This is a genomic window from Actinokineospora sp. UTMC 2448 (assembly GCF_024760565.1).
GTDB classification, from domain to species: domain Bacteria; phylum Actinomycetota; class Actinomycetes; order Mycobacteriales; family Pseudonocardiaceae; genus Actinokineospora; species Actinokineospora fastidiosa.
This window is the reverse complement of the sequence record NZ_CP031087.1, coordinates 3,503,240-3,523,785: the sequence shown is the minus strand read 5'-3', so window position 1 is coordinate 3,523,785 and position 20,546 is coordinate 3,503,240. Positions and strand designations below refer to the sequence as shown.

The 20,546-nt window shown below is 72.6% G+C and carries 15 protein-coding genes; 9 read left to right on the top strand and 6 right to left on the bottom strand.

Annotated elements, in window-relative coordinates; genetic code table 11:
• Position 1: 1 nt before the first annotated feature.
• Genes Actkin_RS16085 through Actkin_RS16075 form a run of 3 tightly spaced genes read right to left on the bottom strand, consistent with a single transcriptional unit; the run spans position 2 to position 6,236 of the window.
• A complete protein-coding gene (locus tag Actkin_RS16085) occupies positions 2-2,245 on the bottom strand; it encodes an XRE family transcriptional regulator (protein ID WP_258903207.1) in 2,244 nt (747 codons plus the stop codon).
• Positions 2,245-4,419 carry an ATP-binding cassette domain-containing protein gene (locus Actkin_RS16080; RefSeq protein ID WP_258903206.1) on the bottom strand — a complete coding sequence of 725 codons (2,175 nt, stop codon included), beginning with the start codon at positions 4,417-4,419 and terminating at the stop codon, positions 2,245-2,247. Before Actkin_RS16080 ends, Actkin_RS16085 begins: the two co-directional genes overlap by 1 nt.
• Positions 4,416-6,236, bottom strand: coding sequence for a protein kinase domain-containing protein (locus tag Actkin_RS16075; protein WP_258903205.1), 1,821 nt, complete (start codon positions 6,234-6,236; stop codon positions 4,416-4,418). Before Actkin_RS16075 ends, Actkin_RS16080 begins: the two co-directional genes overlap by 4 nt.
• Positions 6,237-6,527: 291 nt before the next feature.
• On the opposite strand from Actkin_RS16075, the gene Actkin_RS16070 reads away from it, so the two are divergent.
• A complete protein-coding gene (locus Actkin_RS16070) occupies positions 6,528-9,323 on the top strand; it encodes a toll/interleukin-1 receptor domain-containing protein (protein WP_258903204.1) in 2,796 nt (931 codons plus the stop codon).
• A gap of 301 nt (positions 9,324-9,624) precedes the next feature.
• Here Actkin_RS16070 and Actkin_RS16065 read toward each other — a convergent pair whose 3' ends face one another.
• Positions 9,625-11,886, bottom strand: coding sequence for an SLC13 family permease (locus tag Actkin_RS16065; protein ID WP_258903203.1), 2,262 nt, complete (start codon positions 11,884-11,886; stop codon positions 9,625-9,627).
• Positions 11,887-12,057: 171 nt separating this feature from the next.
• Between Actkin_RS16065 and Actkin_RS16060 the strand changes: the two genes are divergently transcribed.
• Positions 12,058-12,444 carry a hypothetical protein gene (locus tag Actkin_RS16060; protein WP_258903202.1) on the top strand — a complete coding sequence of 129 codons (387 nt, stop codon included), beginning with the start codon at positions 12,058-12,060 and terminating at the stop codon, positions 12,442-12,444.
• A 63-nt stretch (positions 12,445-12,507) separates the two neighbouring features.
• Here Actkin_RS16060 and Actkin_RS16055 read toward each other — a convergent pair whose 3' ends face one another.
• A complete protein-coding gene (locus Actkin_RS16055) occupies positions 12,508-13,098 on the bottom strand; it encodes a DoxX family membrane protein (RefSeq protein ID WP_229786799.1) in 591 nt (196 codons plus the stop codon).
• Between the two features lie 23 nt (positions 13,099-13,121).
• Positions 13,122-14,129 carry an Acg family FMN-binding oxidoreductase gene (locus Actkin_RS16050; RefSeq protein WP_258903201.1) on the bottom strand — a complete coding sequence of 336 codons (1,008 nt, stop codon included), beginning with the start codon at positions 14,127-14,129 and terminating at the stop codon, positions 13,122-13,124.
• A gap of 151 nt (positions 14,130-14,280) precedes the next feature.
• Between Actkin_RS16050 and Actkin_RS16045 the strand changes: the two genes are divergently transcribed.
• The 7 genes from Actkin_RS16045 to Actkin_RS16015 all read left to right on the top strand — a co-directional run bounded on the left by Actkin_RS16045 (position 14,281) and on the right by Actkin_RS16015 (position 20,544).
• Entirely contained in the window at positions 14,281-14,991 is a 711-nt protein-coding gene (locus Actkin_RS16045; protein WP_258903200.1) for a CBS domain-containing protein, read from the top strand.
• Positions 14,988-15,830 carry a universal stress protein gene (locus Actkin_RS16040; protein WP_258903199.1) on the top strand — a complete coding sequence of 281 codons (843 nt, stop codon included), beginning with the start codon at positions 14,988-14,990 and terminating at the stop codon, positions 15,828-15,830. Before Actkin_RS16045 ends, Actkin_RS16040 begins: the two co-directional genes overlap by 4 nt.
• A gap of 111 nt (positions 15,831-15,941) precedes the next feature.
• The gene (locus Actkin_RS16035) at positions 15,942-16,385 is read left to right on the top strand and encodes a universal stress protein (protein WP_189210305.1); all 444 of its coding nucleotides are present in this window, start codon (positions 15,942-15,944) and stop codon (positions 16,383-16,385) included.
• 17 nt (positions 16,386-16,402) lie between these two features.
• On the top strand, positions 16,403-16,663 hold the full coding sequence (locus tag Actkin_RS16030) for a DUF1918 domain-containing protein (RefSeq protein ID WP_189210304.1): 261 nt from the start codon (positions 16,403-16,405) through the stop codon (positions 16,661-16,663).
• Positions 16,664-16,680: 17 nt separating this feature from the next.
• Positions 16,681-16,977, top strand: a complete 297-nt coding sequence (locus tag Actkin_RS16025; RefSeq protein WP_258903198.1) for a BON domain-containing protein — start codon at positions 16,681-16,683, stop codon at positions 16,975-16,977.
• Between the two features lie 100 nt (positions 16,978-17,077).
• The gene (locus Actkin_RS16020; protein WP_258907815.1) at positions 17,078-19,441 is read left to right on the top strand and encodes a phosphoketolase family protein; all 2,364 of its coding nucleotides are present in this window, start codon (positions 17,078-17,080) and stop codon (positions 19,439-19,441) included.
• Positions 19,441-20,544, top strand: a complete 1,104-nt coding sequence (locus Actkin_RS16015) for an acetate/propionate family kinase (protein ID WP_258907940.1) — start codon at positions 19,441-19,443, stop codon at positions 20,542-20,544. Before Actkin_RS16020 ends, Actkin_RS16015 begins: the two co-directional genes overlap by 1 nt.
• Positions 20,545-20,546 lie beyond the last annotated feature (2 nt).

Here is a 20,546-nt window from a genome sequence, read left to right as displayed (position 1 = left end):
CTCAGTTACCGGCTGCCGCGCGCGCCCTCGACTCGCCTACGATCACCGGATCGAGCCGGTTGTGTTTGTCGTCAGCCTGGGCCCAGAGCGCGTAGGCTCCGGCCTCGTCACCGCGGGCCGCGTGGACGTTGCCCAGCCCGGTGATCGCGCGGGCGACCTCGTAAGCGCTTCCGCACTCCTCCCCCAGCGCCACTGCCTCGGCGTAGCTGCGGTGCGCGGCGTCGAGGTCGCCTGAGCGGAAATGCGCCCACGCAGCGCAGTTGACGGACATCACCGCGTCGAGCCGCAGGTTCATCCGGACGGACTCGACCCGGGAGCGCTCGGCGTGGGCGATCGCGTCCGCGTAGCGCGCCAACTCGGTCTCGGCGAGGGACATGCCGCGCAGCGTGATGGCGACGTTGCGCGGATTGCCCAGCCGCCGGTACGCCTCGACCGCCTCGCCCAGATCGCGCAGCGCGGTCTCGGGCTCACCGAGGTACAGCGCCGCCCATGCCAGGTGCGAGCGCGCGGTCGTGATCCCGTGCTCGTCGCCCGCCTCCCCGAACAGCTCAAGCGCCTCGGCGTAGTACCCCACGGCAACCGCGAGATCACCTCGGTCCACGTAGGCGACGCCGAGGTTGTTGAGCGTCATCGCCAGGGCCAGGACATCACCGGCTTGTCGGGCGCAGCGAGCGGCCAGCGCATGGGTGTCAATCCAGGGCTCCCACCGCTTGGTCAGGAAGAAGAAGTCGCGCATCAGGAAGGCGAGCTGCCAGCACTGGGCGAGGAAACCCCGTTCGGCGGCCAACCGGCACAGGCCCACCAACGCGGGCCACTCGCGCTCGCGCCAGCGTGTCGCGGGCTCGGCCGCGCTGAACCCGACCGAGCCGTCGGGCAGCTCGCCGATGACCACGGCCAACCGGTAGCGGTGCGGGGCGATGAGCTCGTCGCTGGATCGAGCGAGCAGCAGGCTGTGGTCAAGCACTCTGCGCACAGCCGCGTCCTGATCTTCGGCCGCCACCGCGGGCAGGACCCTGGTCCTGGCGAATTGACGGACCAAGTCGTGCACCAGCACACGGTCGTCCGGGCCCAGGCCGACGAGATTCGCGTCGCCGAGGCGGTCAAGCAGCACGCGGGCGGCGGCCAAGGGGACCCCGGCCAGCGCGGCGACCGCTCGGACCTCGATGTCGCGGCCGGGGTACAGGGCCAGCAGGCCGAACAGGCGCAGCTGGTCGGGTGGCAGCTCCCCGGTGGACAGGGCGAACGCCGCCGCCACGCTGCGCTCGCCGTCGTCGAGCACGTCCAGGCGGGCGGACTCGTCGGCCAGCCGCTCGTCGAACTCCGCCGCGGTCCAGCCCGAACCGCAGCGGAAGCGAGCCGCGGCGATCCGGATCGCCAACGGCAGACCGCCGCACCGACCTGCGATACGGGCGATGACCTCCGCAGGCGCGTTCGCCGCCCGCGCCCCACCTACGGTGATGAAGAGTTCGACGCTCTCCTGATGGGGCAGGACGTCGACCGGCAGGGCCACGGCGTCGTCCAGGGCGTTCAGCCGACCTCGGCTGGTGACCAGGATCCGGCAGCCTGGCTCGCTGGGGACCAGGGGGGCGATCTGGGCGGCGTTGCGCGCGTTGTCGAGGACGATGAGGATGCGCTTACCCCGCAGCCTGCTCCGGTAGAGATTGGCGCGGACCGGGTAGTCCGACGGGACCTGGTCGTCGGGGACACCGAGGAACCGCAGCAGCGGACTGAGTGCGTCGTGGGCGGTCGCGTACGGCGCGTCCGGGGTATGCCCGCCGAGGTCGAGGAACAGGCATCCGTCCGGGAAGTCCGCCACCGCCTGCCAGGCCCCGGCCAGCGCCAGCGCCGTCTTCCCCGCTCCGGCCATGCCGCTGAGCACGCAGGTCGTGCGGCCGTGCCCTGCGGAGAGGAAGTCGGCGAGTTGGTCGAGCTCCCGCGTCCGTCCCAGGAACGTCGGCGTGGCGGGCGGCAGGCCGACGATCGCGGTGACCGCGTCGTCGCCCGCCTGCCGACTGGTCTCGGGCGGCGCCAGCGCCACCAGCGCGCCATCCGCCGCGAGCGCGTCGTCGCAGGCCTGTGCGAACTCGCGGTTGCCCGCCGCCTTGCCGGTCTCCACTTTGCTGAGGTAGCCCTTGCTGTAGTAGATGCGCGTGCAGAACTGGCTCAGGGAGAGCCCGGCGGCCAGCCTCCTGCGCCGCAGCTCCGCGCCGAACGCGGGCTCGACCACCGACCCGTCCCGGTCCATCACGGCCTCATTCGGGTCAGCCTGCGCACGAGCAGCAGCGTAGACAGCGCGGTCATGGCGACCATCACCGACGCCGCCAGCGACCACCACGACGGGCTGTGGCGCCAGAGCACGTCGTCCGACGCGCCGGGGACGAACCGCGCGAGGTCGGCCGTGCCCGCGGCCGCCGCGTATCCCCACCGGGCCGGGGCCAGCCAGGACACCTGGTCGAGCACGACCCGGTCTGCCACCGGGACCATCCCGCCGCAGAGCACCAACTGGGCCATCACGATCACCACCAGCACCGGCATGGCCTGCTGGACCGAGCGGATGGCCGCCGAGGCGAACAGCGCGAACGCGCAGGTCGAGAACGCGGTCAACCACAGCGCGGCGGCGATCTCCAGCCAGGGGTCGCCGAGCAGCACCGCCTCCGCTGGCCCCGCCTTCAGCAGACGCACCCCGACCGTCAACACCGCTGCCTGGACCGCCGCGACCCCTCCGAGCACGATCAGCTTGCTCGCGGCGTAGGCGAGCGGCCGCAATCCGGCCGCCCGCTCCCTGAGGAAGATCGCCCGTTCCGCGACCACCTCACGGACACCGGACGCAGCCCCGGTGAACGCGGCTCCGACCACCATGAGCACGAGGATCTGCCCGCTCTCCCCGGGATCATCGGGCAGGGGCGGGCCCAGGCCTGCCGCTCCGGGAACCACCAGCGCCAGCACGGCGACGATCACCGGGGCAAGGAGCAGGAACGCCGAGTACCCCGGGTCCGCGGCGAGCAGGGCGGCGTGCCGCGCCGTGAGCGTGCGCGCCTGCTGCCGCCACGACCGCCGAGCCGGTGCCGGGACAGGCGCCGATCCGGTCGACTGGAGCCCGCTCGGCGCCTGCGGAGGCAGCGGCATCGGCGGCACGTTCTGGATCGCCTCGAAGATCTCCGCCCAGTCGGTGGTGCCGAACCAGGGGGCCAGCCCGTCCGGCGGGCCGAGGAAGCACGGCACACCGCCGGGTGCGAGGACCAGGACGCGGTCGCAGCGGTCGAGGTTGGCGGTGTTGTGCGTGACGACGACCACCGAGCGGCCTGCGTCGGCGATCCGGCGCAGTGAGGCCATGATCTGCCGGTCGAGGTTCGGGTCCAGCCCGGAGGTCGGTTCGTCGAGCAGCAGCACGGGCGGCGAGGTCAGCAGCTCCATCGCGATCGAGACCCGCTTGCGTTGCCCACCGGACAGGCGGCGGACCCGCGTGCCGGCGTGCGCGGCGAGGTCGACCTCGTCGAGGGCGGCGGCCACCAGCTCGCGGCGCTCGGCCCGGGACGTGTCGGACGGCAGGCGGAGCGAGGCCGAGTAGGACAGCGCGGCCTGGGCGGTCAGCCTCGTGTGCAGGATGTCGTCCTGCGGGACGACCCCGATGCGCGTGCGGACGGTCCCGTCGGCGTGCACATCCGCCCCTTCGAAGGTCACTTGGCCGTCAGCGGGCTCCAGCTGCCCCGCCATCACCTTCAGCAGCGTCGACTTGCCCGCGCCCGACGGCCCGACGACCGCGATCAGCTCCCCCGCCGCCACGGCCAGGTCCACGCCGGACAGCAGCGTCTTCCCATCCGGAGCCCGCACACTGACCTCCTCGACCAGGAGGCGCCGCCCTGACGACGGCAGCGGCGTGAAACCGAGGGCGGTAATCGCCACTTCCGTCGAGCCGAAGGTGACCCGGTCCCCATCCGCGACGAAGATCTCCCCCCGCACGGGGTTGCCATTGTGCAGGGTCGGATTGCGACCCCCGAGTTCGGTCAACGTCCATCCGCCGGGGACCCGCCGGGCGACGGCCTGGCGACGGGAAACCATGGGATCGTCGAGGACGACGTCGTTGCCAGCGCCCCGGCCGATCGAGACGGCCGCGGTCCGCGCCTGCCCGGCGGACAGCACCACCTCGACGGCCCCCGCGAGGCGCAGCACGACCCGGCCAGCGACCCGCAGCTCGGTGACCGGGCGACCGTCGCAGGTCGTCCCCGCCGCCGACCGGTCGCGGACGACCCAGCCGTCGTCGAACTCGACCCGCAGGTGGTCCCGCGAGACGGCCGGGTCGTCGATGACGATGTCGCAGCCCGGGCTGCGGCCGATGCGCACCACGTCCCCCGGCCGGAACGTCCACTGCTCGGTCCCGGCCGCCACCGCGAGGTGCCCCGTGTCCACCTGGGTGGTCATCCGGTCGTGGTGGTGGTCTCGACCGGCACCGTTCCCACGATCCCGAGGAGCCGGGCGTCACCGAGGACGAACACGTTGTTGACGCGGCACGCGTCGTGCCCGCTGGTGACGATCCACTGCAACCGAAGTCTGAGGACGTCGGTCACGTCGACATCGATCTCGACGACCTTGCCGAACTGCACGGCCTCGTTGAGCACCGCCCTGCCGTCGGCGAAGATCTGGAGCTGGATCCTCAGGTTCGACGAGCTGGACCCGTCGTCGACGCCCGCGGTGGCCACCAGCCTGCGGAACTTCTTCGACAGGTTGTACTCCACCACGCGCGCGTCGGAGGTGCAGCCGTAGTCGGTCGCGTCGAGCAGCGAGTTGACGTAGGGCTTCCCCTGCATCGCCGCGGAGGTGCTGCCGCTTGGGCTGTTCCATCCGCCCGCCGCAGGCGTGTACGTGTGCAGGAAAACCGACACCGCTGGTCTGGCGACGGTGAGGGTCACGCTGTCGACCGGGCTGGTGCCAGCGGCTGGCTCCTGGCTGAGCACCGTGCCGTCCTTGGCCGACTCGTCGATCTGCTCGACGATCTCGACCGGCATGTCGGGCGGCAGCGAGTCCTTCGCCTCGCCGAGCGTCTTCCCGACGAGGTCGGGCATCACGGCGATCGCGGTGACCGCGGTCGTGGTGGTGGTAGTGGTCGGCGGTCCCGACCCCTGCCCGCCAGCGGGCACGACGGCGGTGGTCGGGGTCGAGGTGCTCCCCCCGCCGCCTGCCGCGCCGCCGCCACCACCGGAATCCTGCGTGGCCAGGTAATAGCCGCCGCCACCAGCCCCGGCGAGGAGCACCAGCGCGGCGACCACCAGGGGCGTGCGGCGCTTCCTCGTCCGCACGGGCGGGCCCACCATCGGATCTCCCATCGGCTGCGGCGGGCGGATCATGGTCTCGTTCTCATTGCCGCGATGGATCGGCACGCCCGGCGGCGGCGTGGTCAGTCGGGTCGCCACCGGGGGACGCGTCTGCCAGTACAGGTCGGCCAGGCGGACGAGCTCGGCGGCCACGTGGATGGCCGAGCCCGGCCGGGCATCCGGATTCTTCTGCAGGAGGTGCCAGATGACGTTCCACAGCTCGGGTGGGATGCCGTCCGGCTTGCCCGGCAGCAGTTCGCCGTGGCTGCGCAGCACCTGCAGGACCGAGTCGCCTGCGAACGGCGGCACGCCGCAGGACATCTCGTAGAGCATGATGCCCAGGGAGTAGAGGTCGGCGGCTGGGGTGACCTCCTTGCCGTCGGCCAGTTCGGGGGCGACGTAGTCCGGAGTGCCCGCGAGCATCGTGCTGCGGCCCATCCTGGAGCCCGCGACCATCTTGGACACACCGAAGTCGGTGAGCCGGGGCGTGGGGAGCGTGGTGCTCTCGTCCATCAGGACGTTGTCCGGCTTGACGTCCCGGTGGACGATCCCGGCGGCGTGCACGTCCGCCAGGGCGTGGGCGATGCCCGCGCCGATCCGGGCGATCTCGGCGGGCAACAGGGGCCCCTGCTCGTCCAGTCGGTGGCGCAGCGACCGCCCCGGGACCAAGTCCATCACGATCGCGGCGGTTCCGCCCTCGACCACCAGGTCGTGGACGCCTACCAGGTTGTCCCCCCGCACCGCGACCAGAATGGAGCGCTCCTGCAGAAATCGCGAGATGAACTCAGGTTCGTCGAACAGATCGCTCCGCAGGAGCTTGAACGCGAATTCCTTTCCACTCTGGTCGGTTCCCCGGAAAACCTGACCCATCGCACCTGAACCGAGCAGTTCTCCCAGGGTGTACTGGCTCCCCAAAGCGCGCGTCATGCGCTACCTCGCATTTCTCATGCCTGAATGCGTCGCGAGCAGAAGTCGACCGCGCCCGCGCACGCAGCCGGGAGCGGCGGCGGGCCGCTCCCGGAATCCCCTACGGGACAAGGAAGACCGGTCCATCTAACCGTGCCTGGCGAGGCAGGCACAAGACAAAGCCGGTAAGGAATCCCGACAAAGTTCCGGCGAAGAACCAGGTGGGCCCGACGTTTCTGACAGTTCATGGACAAAAACATGCCACCCTCCTCGGAATTCCACCCGTTCCGGCGGACTCGATATCCTCCGGCGGTGAGCTCCAACGCCCCGTTCGACGTCTTCATCTGCTACAGCGGCGACGACCGCGCCCGGGTCACGGAGATCCGCGACGCGCTCGTGGACGCGAGACTTCGGGTGTTCATGGACAGCGACCCCGACAGCATCCGCTTCGCGCACAGCATCAGCAGCGAGATCGAGAACGGCCTCCGCGGCGCGAAGACGATCCTGCTGTACTACTCGGCGTCGTTCCCGAGTCGGACCGCGTGCCAGTTCGAGTTGCACCACGCCTACCTGTCCGCGCTGCGCCGCGACGAGGTGCACCAGCGGGTCCTGGTGGTGAATCCCGAGGACCCGGAGACAGGGCACCTACTTCCGCTGGCTGCGCAGGCCAACCGCTACCACCGCCCCTGCGTGTCCGGGGCCGATCTGAAGAACCTGGCCCGGTGGGTCCGCGCGGCCGCCGACGGCGTGACCGGCCCCTTCGCTGACATCGACTTCAGCAGGCGCGTGCGCACCAGGCAGACGACAGCGCACGGAAGGTCCCGGGCGTTCGTCGGTCGCCACCGGGAGCTCTGGGCCCTGCACGCCGCGCTGCACCGTTCGGACGAACCGCTGATCACCAGGAGCACCGCGGCCCCCGTGGCGGGGTTGTCCGGGCTGGCAGGCATCGGCAAGAGCAGCATCGCCCGCGTCTACATCCACGACTTCGGCTTCCTGTACCCGGGCGGCAGCCACTGGATCTCGCTGGCCGGGGCGACACCGGCCACGATCGCCTCAGTTCACGGCGACGAGTTGATCGCGCTCGCACGCACCTTCGACTCTCCCGCGCCGACGAACTCGGCCGAAGCACGGGCCTGGTGGGACAACCGCCTCGCCAACGCGGGCGGCCCCACGCTCTGGGTCGTCGACGATGTGCCGCCCGGGCTGGACGCCGACGTCCTGCGGCAGCTCATCCCGTCGGCGCCCGGCGTCCACACGGTGCTGATCGGTGGGCACGAGTTTCCCCGCGAGGTCGCCGCGCCAGCACGCGTCGGGCCCATGACGGCCGACAACGGGCACGAGCTGTTCCTCAGCGACCGAGCGGCCGACCCGGACGACGCCGATGCCATCGACGACATAGTGCGCGGACTCGGCGGCCATCCGCAGGCGATCCTGCTCGCCGCGGCCGCGGCCGACGGTCGCGCGGGTCTGTGGCGGCTGCGCGAGCGCGCGGCGGTGCTCACCGCGGACGCGGCTCGGATCGAGGTGGTCGAGCAGACCCTGCGCGCACTCGGCCCCACCGAGCGCACCGTGCTCGCGCTCGCCGCCGTGTGCGCGGCACGGCCACTGCCCGCGCCGCTGATCCGGGACGTCGTGGCCGCGCTCGCGCCAGCGGACCTGGCGCGGCTGAACGCGGTCCTCACCGGGCTGGAGCGGGCGAATCTGATCGACGCGGACGGCACGGCGTGGCGAGTGCACCAGGTCGTGCGCGAGGCTTGCCTGCGGATCACGGAGAACAGCTCGCTGGACACGGTCGCCGCAGTGGCGGCGCACGCCGTGCTCGCCCTCACGGAGCGCGGCGAGGCTGGCATGGTCGAGCACGGCGCCGCCCTGCTGGACCGGGTCGCGGGGTCGCCGACCTACGCGATCGGGCTGAACGAGCTGGCTTCCCGGCATCACACCCTTCGCGGCGAGCCGCTGGCCGCCGCGCCGTTCTACGAGAACCTGCACTCCCTGTGCCCCGACGACCCTGTCCACCTGGTCCACGCCGCCCAGGCTCGACAAGCCGCAGGCCAGCTGGATCAAGCCGACGCGCACGTCGAGGTCCTGGCGACGGCGGGTGATCCGCTAGCTCGCTGGCACGGGCAGCGCATCCAGGCCGCGGTGCTCGACGATCGAGGCCGCCACCGGGAGGCCAAGGAGCTGTGGTCGGCGGTCGTCACCGATCCACTGATGGGTCGAGTGCGTGTAGAGGAGAAGATCTCCGCCAGGACGGGCAGGTTGCGCAACCTGCGCATCCTGGCGGACTATCCGACTGCCAGGGCACTCGCACACGACCTGTTGGCCGACATCACCGACGCAACGCTCGCCGACGCCCTCGTCCCGGCGCGGCTCGAACTCGCCGCGATCGGCATCAGCACCGGTGACGCCGACGACGCGCGGGCCGCCGCGAAGTCGGTGATGGACCACTACCAGGAGCGCGGCCTCCCCGGACACCGCGACGCGGTCGAAGCCACCGTCCTGTTCTACGAGAGCATGTTCGACGTCTTCATCGCCGACAGTATCCCGGACCGGCCGACGCTGCTCGCGGCGGCGGCCGAGCTGCGCAGGGAGTGGAACCGCGCGCGGAAGACCTTCGGCGCGCGCAATCCGCGAACCCTGGTGATCGCAGTCACCCACCTACGGGCGCTGATCGGAGCGAGCAGCTCGGCCGAGGCCATCGAGGTCCACACCGGACTACCTGCCCAACTGGCCGAACACCTCGGGCCGGACCACCGGCTCCGCGCTCGCGCGCTGTTCCTCCTCGGCTGGGCTTACGCGAACCTGGACCGCCACGACGAGGCCGCCGCGTTCCATCGCGAAGCCAGGGAGCACCAGCTCTCGGTACTCGGCCCGGACCATCCGGAAACGCTGCAGACCATCTACGAACTCGGCGTCGCCGACCTCCGCCGAGGCGACCGGGTCCAGGCGAAGGCGGCGTTCAAGCACGTGATCAGCAGGGCGGCGGACTCGGTAGGCACACGCACGAACCTCTACGGCAAGGCCATGTGCGCCGATGCCCTCGCGAATCTGCCATCGCCGGTGTACCACGGCTTCGCAGCGCTCGAACGCCTCCTACGCCGCCGGTGACCGCTCGGCCCCATCCGGGAAACCCCTCACTACGCAGTACCCAGCTCACCGATACCGGGATACGTAGCGAATAGCCCGGGGTGATCTCGCAGGCGGGATCGATTCGCTCGCGGACCGGTCGGGGTGCGAACGCGCGCCTCGCCTCCGCCGAGCTTGTTGTCCCGTTATAGCGACCGGTCGACCGTCTGCACGGGAGCCAACCGGGGGCGGATGCTGTCAGCCAGGATCAAGGTAACACTGGACCGCCGTCACCGTCGGCCAGCGCGCGGCGAGCCGCCAACGCAGGCCGCGCGGCTGTCGGTCAGAAGTAGCGGAGCCACACGTACACCCAGGCCAGCGCGGTGCTGAGCAGGGTCACCACGATGCCGTACTTGGTGAACCGCCAGAAGCTGATGCGGTGGCCGGTGCGCGCGGCGATGCCGATGGCCACGACGTTGGCGCTGGCGGCGACGGCGGTCCCGTTGCCGCCGAAGTCCGCGCCGAGGGCGAAGGCCCACCACAGCGCCTGGCCGGTGGCCGGGTCGGGCGCCTCGGCGACGAGGCCCTCCACGACGGGCGCCATGGTGGCGACGTACGGGATGTTGTCGAAGAAGGCGCCCAGCACGCTGGAGCCGAACAGCAGCGCGGTGGCGGCGGCGAGGAAGTCGTCGCCCACCGCGGCTATCGCCCAGTCCCCGATGGCGGCGATCACGCCGGTGTGCACCAGACCGGCGACCATGACGAACAGGCCCATGAAGAACACCAGCGTCGGCCACTCGATGCCTGCGAGCACCTCGGCCGCGTCCACCTTGGACACCACCAGCATGACGCCCGCGCCGACCAGCGCGACGACGGACGGCTCGATGTGCACCACGGCGTGCAGCCCGAAGGCGACGACGACCCCGGCGAGCACCAGCATGCAGCGCACGAACAGCCGGGGATCGGTGATCGCCCGCCGCTCCTGCAGGGCCATGACCGCGGCGACGTGCTCGGGGTTGTACCGGAACTCCTTGCGGAACAGGATCTTGGTGAACAGGGTGAACACCACGAAGATGACGACCACCGGCGGCGCCATGTGGACCAGGAAGTCGGTGAAGGACAGTCCTGCCCGGCTGCCGATGATGATGTTGGGCGGGTCGCCGATCAGCGTGGCGGCGCCGCCGATGTTGGACGCCAGGACCTCGGCGATGATGTAGGGCTGGGCCGGTATGCGCAGCCGGTTGCAGACCACCACGGTCACAGGCACGACGAGCATGATGATGGTGACGTTGTCCAGCAGGGGCGAGGCGAGGGCGGTGATGGCCATCAGCAGCACCATCAGCCGGTACGGCTTTCCCCGCGACTTCTTCGCCGCCCAGATGCCCAGGTAGTCGAACACGCCCGTCTGCCGGACCACCGTCATGCCCTCGCGCAGCGCCGTGGTGGCGGTACGGGCGCCCACCACGCAGGGGACGCGCAGCTCGCGGGCCACGATCGCGGCGTGGCAGGTGGCCCCGCCCTCGTCGGTGACCACCGCGGCGGCACGGCGCATCAGCGGCACCCAGTCCGGGTCGGTCATCCGGGCGACCAGCACGTCGCCGTCGGCGAACCGGTCCGCCTCCGCCGGGTCGCGGAGGACCCTGACCCGGCCGGAGGCCACCCCGGGCGCGGCGGGCAGGCCCGCGATGACGGGCCGCTCCCCGCCCATGGTGGTGACGGGACGGGTCTGCACGATCCAGGTCTTGCCGTCGGCGATGGCCCACTCGATGTCCTGCGGGCGGCCGTAGTGGCGCTCGATGGCCAGACCCGTGCGGGCCAGCTCGACCGCCTCGGCCGCACCGAGCACCCGGCTGCCCGCCCGGTCCGCGGGCAGTTCGACCCGGCGCTCGCCGTCCGCGCCGAGGGCGATCACGTGGGTCTGCGTGCCGACGCGCACCCGCTCCACCGACGGACCGGCCTTGGCCAGCACGTAGGTGTCGGGCTCGACCGCGCCGCCGACCACCACCTCGCCGAGACCGAACGCGGCCTCGACGACCACCCTGCCGGTGTCGCCGGTCAGCGGGTCGGCGGTGAACATCACCCCGGAGCGCTCCGACTGCACCATCCGCTGCACCACGACGGCGATCGCGGGCGCGCCCGCCAGCCCGTGCTCGGCGCGGTAGGCCACCGACCTCGGCGCGAACAGCGACGCCCAGCACTCGACGACCGCCTCCACGACGGCGTCGGCGCCCCGCACGTTGGTCAGCGTGCGGTTCATCCCGGCGAACGAGGTCGTCACCGAGTCCTCGCCGATCGCCGACGACCGCACCGCCACCAGGACGTCATCGCCGAGCTCCCGGTAGGCCGCCGCGATCGCCGCGCGGACCTCGTCGGCCGCGCCCGCGGCGTGCACGGCCTTGCCCAGCCGCTCGGCGTCGGTGTCGGGGTCGTCGACGCGGACGCCCGCGTCGACCATGGACCGGCGGAAGGCGTCCGCGGTCACCACGAACCCGTCGGGCACGGGGAAGCCCGCGGCCATCAGCTCGCCGAGGTTGGCCCCCTTGCCGCCGACCGTCGCCACATCCTCGCTGTCGACTTCGGACAGTGTGCTCACCCATCGCGTCATGGCTCTCCTCCTGGTCGTCTTCCCCGAGCCTGTGACACGCGCGGGCTCGCTGACAGGGAGCCAGGTCCCGGTCCGCGCGGCGGACATCCCCACCCGTGCGGGACTTTCGGCCACTGCGTCCCCGAGCCCGGGCCGGAACGCTGGAAGCACAGCTCTGCCGAGGAGGACGCCATGACCATCGACCCGAAGCCCCAGCACGTGCTGCTCACCGAGGCCCGCTTCGGCGACGCCGGGCCCGTCGCGGCCCGGCTGCGCGCCGCGGGGGCCCGCGTCAGCACCTGCCACGCCGACGCGGGCCTGTGCCGCGCGCTCGCCCCTGGGTCGCGCTGCCCGCTGGACACGCGCACCGACCCGGTCGACCTGTTCGTCGATGTGCGCGGCGCCGACGACGAGCTCACCACCCGCGAGTACGGCGTGGTGTGCGCGCTGCGCGCGAACCGGCCGGTGTTCGTGGTGGAGGCCGACCCGCTCGTCGCGGCCACCGCCCCCGTGGGCCTGGCCGCGCGCGTCACCGTGACCTCCGTCGACCGCCTGGCCGACGCCCTGGCGGCCCGGTGACCGCGGATCGCGCGCCGCGAAGCCCCGACCCGCTCGCGGGTCGGGGCTTCCTCTCGGTCGGGGTCACCGCAGCCAGCGGTTGCGGTCGACCAGGTCCAGCCGGGCCCAGCGCCTGCCCATGCCCCAGACGTCACCCGCGCACGCGGCGGCGAGCAGGACCAGCACCAGGGCGTAGACGATGTGGTAGTCGAGCACCGGGTTGGTCGAGCGGGTCAACTCGCCCACGTCGGTGTGCCGGGCCAGCGGCCATTCCGCCGCCCACATCAGCGCCATCTGCACCGAGCCCGCCACGGCGGCCACGCGCAGGCCCACGCCCAGCAGCAGGGCGACCCCGATGCCGAGCAGCCCGGCCATGAACAGCCAGTCCGCCCACGCCTGCCCGGCCCAGGAGCGGAACATGTCCCCGAGCGGGCCGCGGTCGATGCCGCCGAGGAAACCCTTGGTCGGCGAGCCGCCGTTGATCCAGGCGTTCGCCGACGGGGTCGCGTAGCCGAGACCGAAGGACTTGTCGAGGAACGCCCAGGCGAAGACGAGGCCCATCGCGATCCGGATCGTGGCGAGCAGCCGCGCGGCGGGCAGGGGCCACCCGGCGCCGACGGCGGGGGCGGGGCGCGCGGACTGGCGGGTGGGGCGTTCGGCGTGGTGCAGGGACATCTCTTCCTCCATCGGTTCGGTGATCACGGTGTTCCGGTGCCCGGCAGACGGGACAGGATGTCCTCGACCGGGCGGCGCGGGGTCGAGGGCAGCGGGGGAGCCGCGGCGGGCGCCCACCCGATCCGCAGGACCAGCTGCGGGACGGCGGCCCCGTCGAGCACACCGTCGCGGATCGCCGCCCGGGTCTCGGGCAGTTCGAGCGGCTGGGACAGCGGGCAGGTGGCCAGGCCGAGGCCGGTGGCCTCCAGCAGCACGGCGCTGGCCGCCTCGCCCGCGCGCAGCCGGGAGAGCGGGTCGTCGCCCGCGGTGGCGAGCACCAGCAGGGCGCCCGCGTCGACCTCCTGGTCGTTGGCGGTGGACGCGGTCAGGGAGCCCGCGCTGAAGGCGCGCATGGGAAGGCCGTCGTGCGCCATCGGCCCGCTCGGCGCCGCGGTCCTGGGGACGCCGTCGGCGGCGGTGCGGCCGCGCCCGGACCACAGCCCCAGCTCGGTGCCGTAGCCCTCGACGCGCTCCTGGTGCGCCGCGGCCCGCGTGAACGCCGACGCCAGCCTGCCTCGCTCCCGGGCGCCCGCGATCGGGACGGCGAGCACGCCCTCCTCGGCCGCCCTGGCCGCGAACAGGTCGAGATGGGCAGCGGGAACAGGCCACGACGAGAACCGGCGGCGGTCGGTGCGCCGCCTGCCGATCGCCGCGGAAAGCGCGACCTGCTCGTCGGACGCGGTCGCGGCGCGCGGTTCCACGGCGGCCAGGTGGACCGGGTCGGCGGGGTTGGGCAACCGGTGCACGCGGGTGGCGAAGCCCATGCCCGCGAACGCGGTCCGCAGGTGGTGCAGCGCGGCTCCACAGCTGACCAGCAGGTCCCGCCCGTCCGGGTCGGTGGCGCGCAGCCACCGGTCCCAGTCGGCCATCAGGTGCACCGACTCCGCGCCGACGACCCAGCGCCACGGCTGGGTGTTGTGCACCGACGGCGCCCGTCCGGCCAAGGCGAGCACGGCGCGCACTGTGCCGTGGTCGGGTTTCGCGGCGGTCATGGCGCCTCCTTCCCTCTCGATGCCTCAACCATCGCCGCCGCGCCGTGCTCGGTGGAGAGTCCAAAGAGGGTGCCGATGCGGGACCTTGGCTTCCTGCGACCGGGACGGCGGCGCGGATTCACTGGTCGCACAACGTCTTGAGGAGGTCGAGATGCACAAGCGCACCGTCGCCGATGTGATGACCCGCACGGTGGTCACCGCCCGGCCGGACACCGGTTTCGCCGAACTGGTCCGGCTGATGACCGAGCACTCCGTCAGCGCCCTGCCCGTGACCGACGCGAGCGGCGGGGTCGTCGGCGTGGTGTCCGAAGCGGACCTGCTGGCCAAGGAGAGCGCCCGCGCCGACGGCGCGCCGCACTCGCTGCGCGCGCTGCTGCGCAGGCACGCCGACAAGTCCCGTGCCGCGGGAACCGTGGCCGCCGAGCTGATGAGCAGTCCCGCGGTGACCACCACCGAGCACACCCCGGTCACCACCGCCGCGCGACTGATGTCCGAGCACCGCGTCAAGCGGCTGCCGGTCGTCACCGCCGACGGCGTGCTGACGGGCGTGGTCAGCCGCTCGGACCTGCTCGGCGTCTTCCTGCGCGGCGACGACGCGATCGCCGAGGAGATCCGGCACGAGGTGTTCGAGCGCTCCCTGGACACCCCGGCCGACCGGGTCGGGGTCACCGTGCACGACGGCCAGGTGACCCTCGACGGCACCGTCGAGCGGCGCAGCTGGGTGCCGATCGCCGCCGCGCTGTCCGAACGCGTCGACGGCGTCGTCTCGGTCCACAACCGACTCGGCTGGTCCTGGGACGACACCGGCGTGACCATCCCCGAGGCGATGGTCGTCGACATCCGCCACGAGCCCCGGCCATGACCGCCCCCATCGTCGTCGGGGTCGACGGCTCGGACTCGGCGCTGGCGGCGGTCGCCTGGGCCGCGGCCGAGGCCCGCCGCCGCGCCCTCCCGCTGCGCCTGGTCCACGCCTGCGCGCTGCCCCCGCTCCTCGCGCCTGCCGACGAACGCCGGTGGGTCGCGGAACTGACCGCTTTCGGGGAACAGGCCCTGCGCACGGCGTCGGCCGCGGTCGAGGACGTCGTCGTCGACCACCAGGTGCTGATCGGGTCCGCCGTCCCGGCGCTGGTCGGTGAGTCGGCGCGCGCCCACTCGCTCGTCATCGGCCACCGCGGCCTGGGCGGGTTCCACCGGGCCCTGGTCGGCTCGGTCGCGGTCGCCCTCGCCGCGCATGCGGCGTGCCCGGTCGTCGTGGTGCGCGGAACGAGCGCGGAGGACGGGCCGGTGGTCGTGGGGGTCGACGGCACCCCCGCGAGCGAGGCGGCGATCGCCCACGCGTTCGGCGCCGCCGCGCTGCGCGGCGCCCGGCTGGTCGCGGTCCACACCTGGTCGGAGGTCATGCTCTCGGGCCGGTGGCGCGCACTGCCCGACGCCGACCGCACTGCCGCGGGTGCCGCCGCCGCCCGGCTGCTCGACGACTGGATCGCCCCGTGGACGACGAGGTACCCGCTGGTCGCCGTCGAGCGGGTCGTCCGGTGCGACCGTCCGGTGCGTGCTCTCGTCGAGCACGCGGAGGGCGCCGCGCTGGTCGTGGTGGGCACCCGGGGGACCGGCGAGTTCACGGCGATGGGCTTGGGCTCGACCAGCCAGGCCGTCCTGCACCACGCCCCCTGCCCGGTCGCCGTCGTGCGACCTTCCTGAGCCCACGACCCACCAAGGGGCCTAGGTCCCACACGGGTGAGGACCGTCGTGTGTGTCGGACATCGGGCCGCCCGGCCACCATCGAGTCATCGACGAGTGAAGGAGCACATCGTGGACACAGCACCGACCGGCGTGATCGTCGTCGGAGCCGACGGCTCCGACCTGTCCTTCGCCGCGCTGGAGTGGGCCATCACCGAAGGGCGGCGGCGCGGCTGCCGCGTCCTGGCCGTCACCGTCCGTCCCCGCGGCGCCGCCGCGGCCGGGGCGATCGCCGCCGAGGTCACCGCGGCCGCCGCCCGCCACCCGGACGTTCCGGTGGAGCACCGGGTCCTGACCGGGACGATCGGCGACGCCCTGCTCGCCGCCGCCGACGGCGCGGCGATGCTCGTGCTCGGCAGCCACGGCGCGAACGCGGTCCTGTCCGCCCTCCTCGGCTCCGTCGCCGCCTACTGCGTCCGCCACGCCCGGGTGCCCGTCGTGCTCATCCCCGACGCCCTCGCACCCGCCCCCACCACCGCCGAAGCGACCGCGCTCACGCCCGGTCCGCTGTTCTGATCCCCAGGGAGCCCGCCATGCGCGCCCACCCCGGCGACTGGCTCGTCGTCGAACGAGCCGACGACCACCGCGAGGCCCGCCGCGGCCACATCGAGGAGGTCGCCCACCCCGACGGAACCCCGCCCTACCTCGTCCGCTGGACCGACACCGAGCGCCGCGCCCTGGTCTTCCCCGGACCCGACGCCCACATCCTCACCAGCGCCGAACTCCACGAACGCGACGAAGCGGCCCAACGCCGCGCCGCGCGCCTGCAGCACGCGATCCGCACCCGCGGATAGGAACCCTGGACTCCGCCATGACCACGACTGTCACCCGCGTCCCGATGCCGAGGACGCCGCCGGACGCCCCCGACCCGCTCGCCCTCGCCGAAGCCGCGTTGCGCGCGGTCCCCGACATCGACACGACACACGTCCGCGCCGCCAGCCAGGACGGCGCGATCTTGCTCCTCGGCCGCGTCCAGTGGAGCAGCGAGGCCCGTGCGGTCGGCGACCGGCTCCGCCGCGTCCTCGCCCCGCACGAGGTGCGCGACCGCATCGGCTTCCACTACGACGACAGCACCCGCCTCCGCCCCTGGCACCGCCTCCGTGAGTGAAGCCGTGGGATCAGAGCGCATCAGGTTGCACGCTTGCCCAACTCGGGATTGGGTAGGCGAAAGGGAGATCAGTACGCCCCGACGAGTGAGGAGAACGACGGTGTCGCAAGCAGTCGGGCAGGCGGATCTGTCCTTGGTGGACGCCTACTGGCGGGCCGCGAACTACCTCTCGGCAGGGCAGATCTACCTGCTGGACAACCCTCTGCTGACCCAGCCTCTGGCCCCTGAGCACATCAAACCCCGACTGCTCGGGCACTGGGGGACCACACCCGGGCTGAACTTCGTCTACGCCCACCTCAATCGGGTGATCAAGGCCCGGGAGCTGGATGTGCTGTTCGTGACCGGACCCGGTCACGGCGGGCCAGCGCTGCTGGCCAACACCTGGCTGGAGGGCTCCTACAGCGAGACCTACCCGGATGTGCCCAGGGACGCGTCCGGGATGCGGCGGCTGTTCCGCCAGTTCTCCTTCCCCGGCGGGGTGCCCAGCCACGTCGCGCCGGAGGTGCCCGGCTCAATTCACGAGGGCGGCGAGCTCGGCTACTCCCTGGCGCACGCGTTCGGGGCCGCGTTCGACAACCCGGACCTGCTGGTGGCCTGCGTGGTCGGCGACGGCGAGGCCGAGACCGGACCGCTGGCCGCCAGCTGGCACGCGAACAAGTTCCTCGACCCGGCCTGCGATGGCGCCGTGCTGCCGATCCTGCACCTGAACGGCTACAAGATCGCCAATCCCGCCGTCCTGGCGCGCATCCCGCACGAGGAGCTGGACGCGCTGCTGCGCGGCTACGGCTACGACCCCCGCTACGTCGAGGGGGAGGACCCGACCGCGATGCACGCCCGCATGGCCGAAGTGCTCGACCAGGTGATCGACGACATCCAGCGCATCCAGCACGAAGCACGCGCGGGACAGGACGGCGCCCGCCCGCGCTGGCCGATGATCGTGCTGCGCAGCCCGAAGGGCTGGACCGGGCCCGCGACCGTGGACGGCGTGGCGGTCGAGGGGACCTGGCGCTCACACCAGGTCCCGCTCGCCGGCGTCCGCGACAATCCCGACCACCTGCGGCTGCTGGAGTCCTGGCTGCGCGGGTACCGCCCGGAGGAGCTGTTCGACGAGCGCGGCGCGCCGCGCCCCGAGCTGTCGGCACTGGTCCCCGACGGGCCTCGGCGCATGGGGTCCACCCCGCACGCCAACGGCGGCCTGCTGCTGCGCGACCTGCACATCCCCGACATGCGCGCCCACGCCGTGGAGGTCGCCAAGCCCGGCGCCACCACCTCGGAGCCGACGAGGGCGTTGGGCCGCCTGCTGCGTGACGTGATGGTCGCCAACGCCGACGCGCGCAACTTCCGGCTCTTCGGACCGGACGAGACGGCCTCCAACCGGCTCGACGCGGTGTATGAGGCCAGCGACAAGCAGTGGCAGGCAGAGACGCTGCCCGTCGACGAGCACCTCGGCCACCGGGGGCGGGTCGTCGAGGTGCTGTCCGAGCACCTGTGCCAGGGGTTCCTGGAGGGCTACCTGCTCACCGGCAGGCACGGGCTCTTCAACTGCTACGAGGCGTTCATCCACATCGTCGACTCGATGTTCAACCAGCACGCGAAGTGGCTCAAGACCCACCAGAAGCTTGTGTGGCGCCGACCCGTCGCCTCGCTGAACTACCTGCTCAGCTCGCACGTCTGGCGGCAGGACCACAACGGCTTCTCCCACCAGGACCCCGGCTTCATCGACCACGTGATGAACAAGAAGGCCGAGGTCGTCCGGGTCTACCTCCCGCCGGACACCAACACGCTCCTCGCGGTCGCCGACAGCTGCCTGCGCAGCCGCGACGCGATCAACGTCGTCGTCGCGGCGAAGAACGAGACACCCGACTGGCTCGGCATCGAGGACGCGGTCCTGCACTGCGCCAGGGGCGCGGGCATCTGGGAGTGGGCGAGCACCGACGACGGCGACGTGGAACCGGAGGTGGTGCTCGCCTGCGCGGGCGACGCGCCCACCATGGAGGTGCTCGCCGCCACCGCGCTCCTGCGCGAGCACCTGCCCGGGCTGCGGATCCGCGTGGTCAACGTCGTCGACCTGATGCGCATGCAACCGGACACCGAGCACCCGCACGGCATGCCCGACCGCGAGTTCGACGCGCTGTTCACCCGCGACCGGCCGGTCATCTTCGCCTACCACGGCTATCCGTGGCTGATCCACCGGCTGACCTACCGCCGCACGAACCACGCCAACCTCCACGTCCGCGGCTACAAGGAGGAGGGCACCACGACCACGCCGTTCGACATGCTCGTGCTCAACGACATGGACCGCTACCGCCTCGTCATCGACGTCATCGACCGGGTGCCCGGGCTGGGGCCGAGGGCGGCGCGGCTGCGTCAGCACATGCAGGACCAGCGCGCCCGCCACCACGCCTGGATCCGCGAGCACGGTGAGGACCTGCCCGAGGTGCGCGGCTGGACGTGGCAGTTCTGATGTCCGCCGTGCTCGTGGTCAACGCGGGCTCGTCCAGCCTCAAGCTGCGCGTCCTCGGCGCCGATGACACCGTCCTGGCGAGCCACGACATCCAGCGGTGGACAGGTCAGGACGAGACCGCGCCGATCGCGGACTTCCTGGCCGACGCGCCGAGGGTGCACGCCGTCGGGCACCGGGTCGTGCACGGCGGCCCGGAGTTCACCGGTCCCGTCCGCGTCGACACCGAGACGCGCGCGGTGATCGAACGGCTGGGCGAGCTGGCGCCCTTGCACCAACCCCGCGCGCTGGCCGGGATCGACGCCGCCACGGCCCTGCTGCCCGACGTGCCGCAGGTGGCGTGCTTCGACACGGCGTTCCACGCCACGATGCCGCCCTCGGCGGCGACCTACGCCCTGCCCGCCGCGTGGCGCCGTCGATGGGGCCTGCGCCGATACGGGTTCCACGGCCTCTCCCACGCCTACGCGTCGCGGCGGGCGAGCGGGCTCGCGGGACTGGCCGTGGAGCGGGCCCGGGTGGTCGTCTGCCACCTGGGAGCGGGGGCGTCCGTCGCGGCGGTCGCAGGCGGGCGCTCGGTGGACACCACCATGGGGTTCACCCCCTTGGCGGGGCTGGTGATGGCCACCCGCAGCGGCGACGTCGACCCCGGCCTGCTGCTGTGGCTGCTGCACGGCGACCGGCTCACCCTCGACGACCTGGCCGACGGGCTGGAGCACGCCTCCGGGCTCGCGGGGCTCAGCGGCCACGGCGGCGACATGCGCGACGTGCGCCGCGCCGCCGCCGCGGGCGACCCGCACGCCGCACTGGCGCTGGAGGTGTACGTGCACCGCCTCCGCCAGGCCGTCGCCGCCATGGCCGCGTCCCTCGGCGGCCTCGACCTGCTGGTGTTCACCGGCGGCGCGGGCGAACACGACGCCGCGCTGCGGGCGGAGACCGCCGCCGGGCTCGGCTTCCTGGGAATCACCCTCGACGACGAGCGCAACCGCGGCACCTCGGATGACGCCCGCATCAGCGCACCGGACGCGACCGTGACGACCTGGGTCATCACGGCCCGCGAGGACATCGAGATCGCCGCCCAGACCCGAGCCGCGCTGCGAGCGCGCTGATC

Bases quoted from the DNA above. Each gene is read 5' to 3' on its own strand.
- Actkin_RS16050 (WP_258903201.1), bottom strand. From the start codon at position 14,129: ATGACCGCCGCGAAACCCGACCACGGCACAGTGCGCGCCGTGCTCGCC.
- Actkin_RS16040 (WP_258903199.1), top strand. From the start codon at position 14,988: ATGACCGCCCCCATCGTCGTCGGGGTCGACGGCTCGGACTCGGCGCTG.
- Actkin_RS16055 (WP_229786799.1), bottom strand. From the start codon at position 13,098: ATGTCCCTGCACCACGCCGAACGCCCCACCCGCCAGTCCGCGCGCCCC.
- Actkin_RS16080 (WP_258903206.1), bottom strand. From the start codon at position 4,419: ATGACCACCCAGGTGGACACGGGGCACCTCGCGGTGGCGGCCGGGACC.
- Actkin_RS16085 (WP_258903207.1), bottom strand. From the start codon at position 2,245: ATGGACCGGGACGGGTCGGTGGTCGAGCCCGCGTTCGGCGCGGAGCTG.
- Actkin_RS16075 (WP_258903205.1), bottom strand. From the start codon at position 6,236: ATGACGCGCGCTTTGGGGAGCCAGTACACCCTGGGAGAACTGCTCGGT.
- Actkin_RS16045 (WP_258903200.1), top strand. From the start codon at position 14,281: ATGCACAAGCGCACCGTCGCCGATGTGATGACCCGCACGGTGGTCACC.
- Actkin_RS16030 (WP_189210304.1), top strand. From the start codon at position 16,403: ATGCGCGCCCACCCCGGCGACTGGCTCGTCGTCGAACGAGCCGACGAC.
- Actkin_RS16025 (WP_258903198.1), top strand. From the start codon at position 16,681: ATGACCACGACTGTCACCCGCGTCCCGATGCCGAGGACGCCGCCGGAC.
- Actkin_RS16060 (WP_258903202.1), top strand. From the start codon at position 12,058: ATGACCATCGACCCGAAGCCCCAGCACGTGCTGCTCACCGAGGCCCGC.
- Actkin_RS16065 (WP_258903203.1), bottom strand. From the start codon at position 11,886: ATGACGCGATGGGTGAGCACACTGTCCGAAGTCGACAGCGAGGATGTG.
- Actkin_RS16015 (WP_258907940.1), top strand. From the start codon at position 19,441: ATGTCCGCCGTGCTCGTGGTCAACGCGGGCTCGTCCAGCCTCAAGCTG.